The following is a 12,480-nucleotide window of genomic DNA, read 5'->3' as shown; positions in this document are numbered from 1 at the left end:
ACCGTGAAAAAACTTTTAGGATTAGCAGTATTTAGCTTTATTTGTACTCCGTCCATTGCTGTGGCACAATCATCACTTTTAGTGGTTTATCCCCCAGCAAACCATCAAACCAGTACGGAAAAAATATTTTTTATCGGTACAGCACCCGCAACTGGACAAGTCTTGATTAATGGTAAACCTGTTAAACGTAGTAAGGCTGGACATTTTGCTCCTAGTTTTCCCTTACAGTTGGGGGAGAATGTGTTTAAGATACGTTACCAAAATCAAGAACGCGAAATTAAAGTCAACAGGATTTCTACTCAACCAGAATTTCCACAAGGTTTAGGCTTTGCTAAAGATTCTCTGACACCTGCGGCTGATATTACTAGATTACCAGGAGAACTGATTTGTTTTGACGCGATCGCACCTCCTCAAGCTAATGTCTCCGTCAAACTAGCTAATCAAACTGTTAATCTTTTACCTCAACCTTTAACAGCCGAATTACCAGCTAATTCTAGCATTTTAACCGGGCGTAATCAGGCTGCCATTTATAATATTACCAAATACCAAGGTTGTACAACAATTACCAATACTGGGGATTTAGGACAACCTCAATTTAGTTTGACATTGAATGGTCAGACAACAACTGAAACCGGTAAAGGCAAAATTCAAATTCTTGCACCTGTACAGTTACCAGTTGTCGAGGTAATAGCTGCTTCAGGTGTAGCCCGCACGGGTCCAAGTACAGATCATTCTCGACTGACACCTTTGCCTCAAGGAACAAGGGCAACAGCTACAGGTACAGAAGGCGATTGGTTACGCTTAGACTATGGGGCTTGGATTAATGGTAAAGAAACCAAAATTCTCCCTGGTGCAGTTCCCCCACAAACAGTAATTCGCAGTGTCGGATATCGTCAACTAGCTAGAGAAACAGAAATCCGTTTTCCCTTGCAAATGGCTGTACCGGTGAGTGTCGAACAGGGAAATAATTCCTTGGCGCTGACTCTCTACAATACCATCGCTCAAACAGATACTATTCGCCTAGATGATGACTCCTTAATTTCTCGCCTAGATTGGCAACAGGTGACTCCACAACAAGTCAAATACACATTTAACCTCAAAAAGCTCCAACAATGGGGCTATAAGCTGAAATACGACAATACAACTTTGGTATTGACTTTGCGCCATGCACCAAATATTGACAGCAGAAAAAGCCTACCTTTATCTGGTATTAAAATTTTACTTGATCCGGGACACGGTGGTAAAGAATCTGGTGCAACTGGTCCAACTGGGTATCCAGAAAAAGATGTAAACTTGGTAGTTTCTAAATTACTGCGGGATGAATTGGTGAAACGCGGTGCTAAAGTGGTGATGACTAGAGAAGATGATCGAGATGTTTCATTAGTCGAACGTCAGGAAATAATTAATAAAGAAGAACCTGCGATCGCTCTTTCTATTCATCATAACTCTTTACCGGATAATGGTGATGCGGAAAAAACCAAAGGCTTTGGTACTTTTTGGTATCATCCTCAATCACACAGCCTTGCGGTATTTTTACAAAATTACGTAGTTAAAAAACTTGGTAAACCTGCCTATGGTGTGTTTTGGAATAATTTAGCCCTGACTCGTCCCCATACTGCACCGGCGGTATTATTAGAGTTGGGTTTTATGAGTAATCCTGATGAATTTGAGGAAATAGTTAATCCCCAAGCACAGAAGAAAATGGCTAATACTTTAGCTGACGGGATAACTGAGTGGTTTAAAACAGTGAAAGAATAAGACCCCACCCCTAACCCCACCCCGCAAGCGAGGAGGGGGATTGGATTAAAAGCTTTTTTTTACTAAGTATCAAAATGTCGGCGAAAACGGTTATCAATGTTATTAGTTTTTTGCTGATTACAAGTTAAGCAGAGAGTTTGTAAGTTACTAATATCGTTTTTTCCCCCACGAGATAAGGGGATAATATGATCAATACTGAGTTGAGTTTCTTGGGAGATTTTACCGCAGCTTTGACATTGATATTTATCTCTTTGGAAAACGTAGGTTCTGACTTCTGGGGGTATGGGAATGCGTGGGGTTTTGTTCATAGATTAAAATTTCTGTCAGAATCAGGATATCCAGGATTTGAGGATGTAGAGGATGTGATTTGATATTTATATTTTTGAATTTCTTGATTTAATTATTTGTCTGAATCAGGATATCCAGGATTTAAGGTACAGGATGTGATTTAATATTTATATTTTGGGATTTCTGGACTTGATCATTTGAGAATAAAGTTTTTATTTTTCAGGATATTATCTAATTGTACTAATATGTTTTTAGTTAACTACCGATTATAACATAAATTAACTTTTTAGAAAATTATAATTTTGACAATTAATAATCCCATAAATCCTTAAATCCTGGATATCCTGATTTAGACAATTAAGTAAAATCGCATCCACACAAACAAATTCTATCTGCGTGGACTAATTAATTTATGATGTAGCTTCATTTATTTATCTGCGTCGTAAGTCGATCGAGGGGTGATTCTGGACAAAATTCTAAAGAAATTTTCATTCTTATTTTTCCTTTTTGCCAATTTTTACTAGGTTTTAAAATCTGACAATCTACACCTGCACTTGACCAATAAGATTCGTCATAAGATGGAAGTTTACCACTACCATGATCACGGAGTTTATTGTTCAATTCTTCCAGCTTTTTATTCAAAATGATTTCTGTCATTAGTGAAACTAACAGACTTAATTTGAAAGTTTTATTTCCAAAATCAATCACAACATCACCTTGTTCAGAATCTATAATTTTAAAATTATCTTCCATTTCTTTCTTCCTTTGCTTCTTTGCGCGAAACCTCAAAATTAGGTGAACACAGAAAAAACCTGCATTCACCAAAAACATTATACCTCTTCTTCGCCAATTATCGGCAGTAAATGTTCATATAACTGCATCGCTTGTAAACAGCCATTAATTCCCGCAACTGCTGTATTATATTCCTCAATTTTTCCCTCGACCTGACTCAACAAACGTTGATTATTAGCAATCTTTTCCTCTGCTTCTTGTTGCAATGTTTTCTCTAAATAAGCCCGCGCATAAGGATGTTGTTGTAATATCTCATCTGCTTGTTTTTCTCCCATTGGTAATAACTGAATTTTGATAGTTTGGTTGATGGTTTGACGGAAAGATTGACGAATAGTATGGGAAACTTTCGGTTCAAAATCTAACTTTAATAATTGTCTAATTGCAGGTTCAGCGTCAACAATACTTTCTGCATCATAACCTTGCGAAGTTTGTTCTAATACTTGTCGAAATTGATAGATAGAAAAAGTTCCTTCATTATAAAATCTGGGACTTTCGCGGACAAATCTATCACATTCAACACTAGCAACAGTTACCAAAGCTTGAGTAATCAATTTTTCTATCTCTTTTACCTGTAATTCAATTCCCCCATCATTACCCAACAAACGATATAATTGACGGTAATATTCTGCTTTTCTAATCTTTGTCATTAACTGTTGAAATAGATTAGCAATCACTTGTTGACAAGACTCTATTAAAATGTCTTCCAACTGATTTGATAAGTAATAAAAAGCCTCCACCAAAATAGCTAATAAAGGTGCGGTTGCATTGCGAGGATGACTTAAAGTTGCACGACGATAAGCTTCCGCAACGGAAAAGGTATCTAGTAATTCATCAAGACGACGAATCATCCGTGATTGTAATTGTCGAAAATCTGTTTCAAATTCTTCGCAATTATTATTAATTAATCTGTTAACTTCATCATGAATATGCTGATGAAAATCTCTGCCAACTTGCTGGAGTTGCTGATTTAATTTTTGCAACTCATATTCTTTCATACTTTCGATTTCTCGCGGTTGACTATCTAAATCAATTTGCACACTTTGATAGTGGTTCTTGAGTTTGATACAAATATCTTCTAAATCATCTGCGAGATTTTTGAATAATTGGGGACGTTTTTCTTCTGTGAGATAGCGGGTAATTGATGTCCGAAATTCTTCAATTCCACTATCTTGAATAAGTTGATTAATTAACGGTGTTCCCTGTTCGCTTAAAATTCTCACATAGTTGTGATTAGAAGTTTCATAATTATGGAGAGAAATTCTAAATTGACTGGGAGAAAGTTTACCTGAAGCAACGCAGTAGCGATTAAATTCATTTACAAATTGTGGTGTTTCTTCTTTACTATCTAAACCTTTAACACTTTCTGCAAAAATCGAATCTAATCCAAATCTATCTAATCGCGTTGTTTGTTTAACTTGACTTCCATAAAATCCTAACAAACCACTAGTTTTATAAACTCTAGTAGTATCTCGAAATTGACTGTTAATTAAATCTTCTAACCGTTGTCTAAGTTGGTTATTGTACCAAGTTTCATCAATGCGGTTAAAGATATAAAAAACTCTGTCTCTTATCCCCGCATTTTCCCGCATTGTTTCCAACAGTTGGGTTTCTTCCTTTGTCATATCTCCTGCTGAAGCAGGTTTGAGAACACAAACTACTGCTGACGTATCTGGGTGTTGAATTTTTGCATAAGCTAATTGTGCATCTTTTTCGACTGGTGCATCAATTCCTGGTGTGTCTATAATGACGTTACCATCTTCCAAAAGCGGATGATAACAATAATATTCAATTCGTTTCAAAACCGCGCTATTACTACCTCTGCGTGCATATCCCGCAGCTTCTTTGAGGTTCTTAAAATTAAACTGTTCCATGGAATAGGTTGCATTATTAAAGCTGTTAATTCTTTCTTTGTTTGCAACATATCCTTCTAACAATAAAATTAATGCTTTTGCTTGTTTTGCACGTTCTGATTTATTTTCTCCTCCTTCTTGTTGAATAATTGCTGTACAACCTTGATGCAATAAATCAACTACATCTTGTTTATGGATATTTTCTACGGTATTAAATCCCAATTGTTGACACAAAAATACCGCTTGTTCTTGAATTTCTGCTTCACTCAAAAAGGTTAAAACAACTCTTTCTGAATCTACAGGTGCATATTCAATTTTACATTCTGTACCAGTCGCGTGTCCTTCTGCACTATATAATAATTCCCTCTCTAATAGGGCATTAATCAACATTGATTTACCTGCGCTAAAAGCACCAGCAAATACAATTTCAAACTTAGGAGAAACTGCTTTATCCAAAGAAATTTGCACAGATGTAATATCTTGAGAACGCAAAGCTGCTTCTTGCTGTAGAAGTTGGAGAATAGATTCAATTTGTGCTTGCAATTGCTGACACTGAGGCATTAAACTGGACATAGAAAGTAATAAACAAGGTGCATAAATATTGTAATACTACTTATTGCTATTTAGCTAAATCATCCCCAATGCACCACGAGTCACACCTAATTGGTTTTGTAGCTGCAATTCTCTCCACAGTTGCGAACCGATGATTTCTCCTGCGAGTAATTTCTGATAGCTATGTATGGTTTTTTGCACTTGTTCCGGTGTCTCATTGACAAATTCAATCCGTAAGTGCTGTAAACCCAATGAAATCAGCCGTTGTACGTATTCTGCTCCAGTTTGTGCTGTGGCATTATATACTGTATTTCTACATCCTGCGTCAGCTTTGAGAATATGTTCACTACCTACTCTGTCTCTGATTGTAACTGCTTGTGTTTCACAAGGTCTACCACAATTTGTATAATCTGTTCCTTCAGATAAAAAAGCGCAAAATACACAATGTTCCATGTGAAACATTGGTATATGTTGATGAATTGTGACTTCAAAATTTTGTGCTGGGTAATTGGTAATTAGATCTTCCAGTTGATTAATATTTAAGTCGTAAGATGCTGTTAATCGTTCTAAATTAAAGCGGTTTTTAAAGTAATCTGCGGTTAAAGGGTTAGCAATATTTAAGGAAAAGTCACCAACACATCTTTCATTCACAAAATATTCTAATTGATCATAATTTCTAATTAAATAACCATCAGCTTGGGAAGCGAGAACTTGTTTTAAAATCCAGGTTTCTCCAGGTTTGGTTATCCGGGGTGATGCGACAAAAATACTAATTTCCTCCTGTTTTGATTCTCGTACTATTTTTACTACTTCTTTATAGTTGCGAGGATCTTCAAATTCACAATATATAGTTTTGATATCTGTTGTTAATACTGCTTTTAATTGTTCGATGTTTCTCACCAAAACAATCAGGGAAGGGGAAGCGGGAATTTGTGTAGATTTAGAACTAATTAGATCTTGCCATTTTCCATGATGATTTAATTCCCAAAGTTTAGGTCTACTTCTTAATTCCTCTAATTTGCTAACTATCTCCCGACGCATTCGATTTAACTCACTCACAGGTAACATAATATTACCGTTGAGATGATTTATAAAAGTATCTAAATGGAAAGCTGTATTTCCTAACCTGCCAAATTGTTCTTTTAATCTTTCTGTAGAGAGGGGTTTTGTATGTGCCTCAGCTATCAATATTTCTGATTCTACTTGAACTATATTCCAAAATTGATCACGGGATATAGCTATTAGTTTTTCGCCAATTTCTCCATGTAATTCGATATTAATTGGTCTGGTAAATTGGGGATGTTCTCCAGTATAACTTTGACGGATTTGTTTATCTAATTCTGGATCATTTGTCTTCCAAACTTTATCACCTATATGGATATTATGGAAATTTAAATCATTTCTGCCAAAAGTTAAGATGACATCCTGACCATTAGGAATAACTGCATATATTCTTCCCCCTTCTTCCTTCCTTTCTGGGTGTCCGCAATCAAAAACAATCCCATCTCCCGGTTTAACAGGTGCTTCTAACTTTATTGTTATTTCGGCATTTCTAATTCGGGTAACTTCTCCCAAATAAACACCACGTTTTTTACCAAATCTCCCATGTACCAATTCTTGATTATTAATTCCCTTAAACCAACCTGTATATAGTCCGCGAGAAAATGCCATTTCTAACTTATATTGGTCTTTCTCTCGACTAGAAAACGTCTCTACATTTGTTTCTAATAGTTGATTTAAAGCTTGACGATAAACGCGAGTTACATTAGCAACATATTCCGGTGCTTTCAACCGTCCTTCAATTTTCAAAGAAGTCACTCCAGATTTAACTAACTCTGGTAAAACGTCTAAACCTGCTAAATCTTGAGGACTTAATAAATATTTTCTATTACCTAAATTCACAACTTCCCCATCTGCAACTAAATCATAAGGCATTCTACAAGCTTGAGCGCATTCTCCCCGATTTGCAGAACGTCCTCCTAGTGATTCACTGGTTAAACATTGTCCAGAATATGCGACGCACAAAGCACCGTGAACAAAAACTTCTAAAGGTAAAGAAGTATTTTTTTGAGATATTTGTTGTTGAATTTTGTTAATTTCAGAAATCGAACATTCCCGCGCTAAAACTACTAATTGACAACCTAAAGATTTGGCAAATTCTACCCCCGCAGCACTGGTAATAGTCATTTGGGTAGAAGCATGAATCGGAAAGTCAGGGGAAAGATGACGAATCAGCCGACAAATCCCCACGTCTTGCACGATCACAGCATCAACACCAGCAGAAATGATAGTTTTGAGGTATTGCTGTGCTTCCCTTAGTTCCTGGGGGAAAATCAAGGTATTCAGCGTGATATAACCTTTGACTCCCCGCAGGTGCAAAAATTCCATTAATTCGGGTAAATCTGCTTCTGTGAAATTTTCAGCCCGCATTCTCGCGTTAAACTTTTCTAAACCAAAGTAAATCGCATCTGCACCATTTTCTACTGCTGCTTGGGCGCATTCCCAGTTACCCGCAGGTGCTAGGAGTTCGGGGATTTTGAGGGTAGGGGTGGAGATGCTTGTCATTTTGGTTAAGTCAAGGTTATGTCAGCTTATAGATTGTACCTAAATTGAGGGAAAGTTGCCTACAAACTAGAAGTTAGACCCACACGGAAAGTAAAACCAGGACTATATATCCGATTCACTCGTTCATATTGTTCACCCAGAAGATTTTCTAAGTAAAAAGTTAATCCCAAGTTTTTATTTACAGGAATCCGTCCACTCAAATCTAAATTAAAGAAAGACGGGGCAAAATCTGTACTTTTTTCTCCTGCTGCTGCATTATTAAAAACAGAACGACGAGTACCGCTATTATAAGTAGCATATAAATTACCTTGCCATCCATTCTTTTGATAACCAATTCCAGTTTGTAGCCAAGAATAGGGAATTAATCCTAATTGTAATCCCTTTTCTCTGCCAGTTTTGATTTGAGCATCTGTGTAAGTATAGTTGAGAAAAGCTGACCATGCACTGGCAATTTTTAATTGCAATGCTGCTTCTAAACCATTGGTATCTACTAACCCAATATTTTCCCATCTGCCACTAATTATGCCCAAACGATTATCTAAACTATTACCAAAATAAGTAAATTGTCCTAACAAATTTGCAGACAATCTCACATCTATTCCCGCTGTCCAAGTAGAACCTGTTTCTGGTTTTAAATCAGGGTTAGAATTCCAATTATGCACCGTATCAAAAACATATAATTGATCTAACCCTGGATTGCGTTGCGCCCCTGCCCAACTTCCCCGCACTGCAATAGCTGGATTGACTGCATAACGTAACCCCACACTAGGATTAAAATAACTCCCAAATTGACTATCAAAGTTTTGTCTTACCCCTAAATCTGCTTGCAAAGCATCGCTAAGTTGCCAAGTATTAACAGCAAATAAAGCCGTATTAAATGTACTTCTATCTTCTCTTTCGTTTTTAGCAATTAGGGCAGGATTCGTACTCAAAACATCGCCAATTAAATCAGTATTTTTTAAATCTAAACCCCAGCGCAATTGATTATTAGGGGTGATTTTCCATTCATGATCTATCCTAGCTTTTAATTGTTGTGTATCTAAAATTCCGGTTCGGTAAAATGTCACTGCCGTTGGTCCATAAGTGCTAAAATAATCTCGGTTGTAACCTAATGTAGTTGTTAAATTAGAATTGTCTCCCTTACCAAGTCGAGTTTTCCAAGATAACCCAATATTCAAACCATCATGATCTAATCGGTCTCTTTGTAAAGGAAAACCGAAATAAATCAACCCCCGACGACTACTCAGGGTAGTTACATCTAAGTTCAGGGAGTTTTTAGGATCTAAATCTACACCTATGCTACCAAAATAAGTGCTGGTAGCTGTATCTGCATTAAATAAATATCCTTGAGCATCACGATTTGCAGCACCAACAGGAACGCGGTAACGATTATCTATAAAGAACCTTTCAAAGCTAAAGTTGTATTTGACTTTATTCGTTGACCCACTATAAGTTACCTGTTGATTATTTAAGTTTAATGAGCCAAATTCAGCACTAGCATTTAGTTTTGGTTTGCCATAACCTTCTTTGGTAATGATATTGACAACTCCGCCAAAGGCTGAAGAACCATATAGAGAAGAAGCAGTACCGCTATATAATTCGACTCTTTCAATAGACTCTACTGGAATACTATTTAAATCAGTTGCACCATGATATGTACTGATATTACTATTAATTGGTCTACCATTAATCAAAAATACAGATTGATTAATTGAAGCTCCTCGATAGTATGTACCTGTGTGAATATCTGCACCATGTCCCACATCATTAATAGCAAAACCGGGCATTCTTTTTAAAACATCAGCAACACTTGTTGCACCCTGCTTTTGAATTTCTTCTTTTTCAATTACATAAGTGGGAGTAGATTCGGGAAGAACGTCTTTTTCCCCAATGGTTTCTATGGAAATATCTGCATCGTCTGTAGGAGTTAAATCTGGTTCTGGTGTAGATTCTGGCTTAACTTCGTTTACTGTTGGTTGTTGAGTTAATAATTGAGAATTTGTAGCAGGTAATTCAATTTCACTTAAATTAGGAATATCTAAATTTACTACATTTTGATTATTTTCATTATCAGCCGCTACAGCAGGAAATGTCAGCAGTAAACTTAGTAAAGAAACTGGTACAAAAAAACTCTTATTCATATTTTTGGACTCACACCCGGTAATAACAATCACTAATTTCGATTTTCCCCTATGAATAGAAATTCTGTCAAAAGACAAGCTGTCATATTTGTACTTCGGGTATATTGTCGTCTCAATTTTCTGAAATCTTTTGTTATTAGGCTGGTTTTTTTAATTTTCTATTTCAAATATTGTTTGAAAAGTCTAACTTTGTATACTTATATAGCCGGAGGGCGGGGAAACCCCGCCCCTACGGTAACTAAATTAATTTCTAAATTTCAGCTACTGCTCGTTCAATTAAACGTCGTGCTAAAGTCTGCGTTCCTGTGTGTTCATAGTAATTTGTAGACATATCTAGAAATGCTGCTAGATAGTCTAGTTTATCATCAGCAATTTGCGTAAAAGATTGCAAATTACCAATTACTTTTTGTGGGGTTAAATTATGGCTGTTCACAAGTCCACTCATCCAACCGCTAACTGATTGAAAACTGTTACCGATAAAGTCGAGTTTACCAGCATCGCCATTGCCAGGAATAGTATTTTTGATGGTTTGGAAAGTCGAGTTTTGGTTTAAATCTTGAGGATTCATTTGACTAATTCCAGATAAGGCTTTGTTAATAAAGTCGGGTCCCAGGGGAATTAAACCATCAACACAAACTAATGCCACCATGCGGATAAGTGACTCACCGCCATACTCACCTAAAGAGCCAACAAAATCGCCGATACTATCTCCAGGAATACCGTTAATTTGACAAAAGGCGACGACTTCAGCTACCAATTTCAGGGTTAAGTCAATGGTTTGAGCTTTGTCTGGTTTGGGAGTCAGAGAGTTTAAAAAACCGAGCATGGGAATTGATCCCCCAATTTTGTTAGCTAAAGCGGCTGCACCCAGAGCCTTATCTGCACCATCAACGGTTTGATAAAGCCAGAGGGCGGTTTGATATCCTTGGGATTTATCGTTAAATAAATAAATTGCTCTTTCACCAATTTGTTGAATTAAGTCTTCGTCAGTTTCCCCAGTAACGGTTTTAATGGTATTCACAAAACCAACTGTATTGTGCCATTCACCAGGAGTGACAAAATCTAAAGCGTTCAACATGGAAACAGTCAAGTTACTGGTTGGTAGTTCATCAACTAACTGCTGAATTGGTTTACTCACAAAATTCTCCTTATCTATGTTTTGTATTAACGTCGGTTGTTAGCTAGGGAAGCGATTAAACTATTTCAACTTTGCTAAACCATCAAGATTAAATTTTTCTATCCATGTTGCGCGATCGCTCTCAGTAAATGATGGACTTTTAGAAATTACCTTGACTTGGTACTTATCCACCAAAACCGAAGTTTGAGTGTTACCAACTTTTACCGCCGGATAACCGCCTATTTTTTCAGTGCTGTTAGCAAATTTAGCCGCTGCTCCTGGTATGCTACTAGTATCAGAAATAGCGAGTTGGGCAACTACTTTACCACCCTTTTTCAAGTTTGCCTCAGAAAAGCCTTTTTTCTCTTGGGTGTAGACTCGATCATAGCCATCTCCGCCACTGGGGAAGAATTTATTTAATTGACTACCCTGAGTTGCACTTTTAACTACTGCCTGTCCACTTCTTTGCTTTGTACTTTCCTGTTGTACTTGATCAAAACGACTAGGTGCTTTTGTCGCGCAAGCTGTAGTCAGTAGTACTATTGATAGCAGTACAGCAGCTAAAACTTTCCGCCCACGATTTATCACCATTTTTGGCTTCTCCTTGATACTTGAGCTTGTGAGGCAATTATCAACTATTTTGTCACCTACAAACTAGAAAACTCACTTATGAAATACCCACACTGATTAGTACAAAACTAAGCGAGACGTTGAGCTATCACGGCATAAAAAGGATCTCCACCTGCTACTCCCAACCACTGCAAAAAACTTGGTGCTATTGAGGTCGAACAAATCACTTCGGGGGTTGTGAATCCAGGAACTGAGGTAAAATATCCCTTGACCAATTCTACTCTAAAAGCTTCCGAACCATCTCGCCAAGCTTGAATTGCCTTTTGAAAAAACATCCGGTTAGAAAAACTAATAATTGCTATCCCACCGGGTTTCAGAATCCGGTGTATTTCCGAAAATATCGCCTCTGGGTATTGGATATATTGCACAGAAACACAGTTAATAACAGCATCAAAGTCTTGATCTGGAAAAGGTAACTGAAGATTTGTATTGATATTTTGGACAAAATAATGATTTAATCCAGTATTTCGGGCTAGTTCTTCAGCATTTAGTCCATGTCCTTCTACATGAGCAAAATCTATCTCTGTCGGTAGATGCGACACCCAGCTACTCATTATATCAAGAATACGCATATTTGCTTGAAGTCGCTGACGATATAAATCAGTTAATTGTTGAATAAAACCATCATCTACATGAGTGACAAAGCGAGGGTAATCATAGAATAACTGATCATCCGATTCGTCTAACTTAATCCGTTGATTTGGTTGCAGTAGCATAAATGTCTTTTTTACCTGATCTAAAAATTTTGGCTCGTATTTTAATTGGTAAGTTATTTTTGATAACTTCA

At 36.9% G+C, this 12,480-nt stretch carries 9 protein-coding genes; 1 reads left to right on the top strand and 8 read right to left on the bottom strand.

From position 1 onward, the window contains the following. Positions 1 to 3 precede the first annotated feature (3 nt). The gene (locus tag CA730_RS23575; protein ID WP_096671766.1) at positions 4 to 1,758 is read left to right on the top strand and encodes an N-acetylmuramoyl-L-alanine amidase; all 1,755 of its coding nucleotides are present in this window, start codon (positions 4 to 6) and stop codon (positions 1,756 to 1,758) included. A 62-nt stretch (positions 1,759 to 1,820) separates the two neighbouring features. Here the strand turns inward: CA730_RS23575 and CA730_RS23570 are convergent, their stop codons facing one another. From CA730_RS23570 to CA730_RS23535, 8 genes are all read right to left on the bottom strand, one after another. After that, positions 1,821 to 2,066 carry an HNH endonuclease gene (locus CA730_RS23570; RefSeq protein WP_096671036.1) on the bottom strand — a complete coding sequence of 82 codons (246 nt, stop codon included), beginning with the start codon at positions 2,064 to 2,066 and terminating at the stop codon, positions 1,821 to 1,823. A gap of 403 nt (positions 2,067 to 2,469) precedes the next feature. Further along, positions 2,470 to 2,799 (bottom strand): KGK domain-containing protein, encoded by a 330-nt coding sequence (locus CA730_RS23565; RefSeq protein WP_157750051.1) that lies wholly within the window; start codon positions 2,797 to 2,799, stop codon positions 2,470 to 2,472. A gap of 77 nt (positions 2,800 to 2,876) precedes the next feature. Continuing rightward, positions 2,877 to 5,261: a dynamin-like GTPase family protein gene (locus CA730_RS23560; RefSeq protein ID WP_096671032.1), complete on the bottom strand. Its 2,385-nt coding sequence runs from the start codon at positions 5,259 to 5,261 to the stop codon at positions 2,877 to 2,879. A 54-nt stretch (positions 5,262 to 5,315) separates the two neighbouring features. Further along, positions 5,316 to 7,805: a U32 family peptidase gene (locus tag CA730_RS23555; protein ID WP_096671030.1), complete on the bottom strand. Its 2,490-nt coding sequence runs from the start codon at positions 7,803 to 7,805 to the stop codon at positions 5,316 to 5,318. Positions 7,806 to 7,864: 59 nt separating this feature from the next. Beyond that, positions 7,865 to 9,946, bottom strand: coding sequence for a TonB-dependent receptor plug domain-containing protein (locus tag CA730_RS23550; RefSeq protein ID WP_096671028.1), 2,082 nt, complete (start codon positions 9,944 to 9,946; stop codon positions 7,865 to 7,867). Positions 9,947 to 10,196: 250 nt separating this feature from the next. Beyond that, complete coding sequence (locus tag CA730_RS23545) at positions 10,197 to 11,084, bottom strand: hypothetical protein (RefSeq protein WP_096671026.1); 888 nt, start codon at positions 11,082 to 11,084, stop codon at positions 10,197 to 10,199. Between the two features lie 60 nt (positions 11,085 to 11,144). Continuing rightward, positions 11,145 to 11,654 (bottom strand): hypothetical protein, encoded by a 510-nt coding sequence (locus tag CA730_RS23540; RefSeq protein WP_096671024.1) that lies wholly within the window; start codon positions 11,652 to 11,654, stop codon positions 11,145 to 11,147. 107 nt (positions 11,655 to 11,761) lie between these two features. After that, positions 11,762 to 12,409, bottom strand: coding sequence for a class I SAM-dependent methyltransferase (locus CA730_RS23535; RefSeq protein ID WP_096671022.1), 648 nt, complete (start codon positions 12,407 to 12,409; stop codon positions 11,762 to 11,764). Positions 12,410 to 12,480: the final 71 nt, after the last annotated feature.

Origin of the sequence: Dolichospermum compactum NIES-806 (assembly GCF_002368115.1) — a bacterium.
Classification (GTDB): Bacteria; Cyanobacteriota; Cyanobacteriia; order Cyanobacteriales; family Nostocaceae; genus Dolichospermum; species Dolichospermum compactum.
This window is presented reverse-complemented; position numbering and strand designations above follow the sequence as displayed.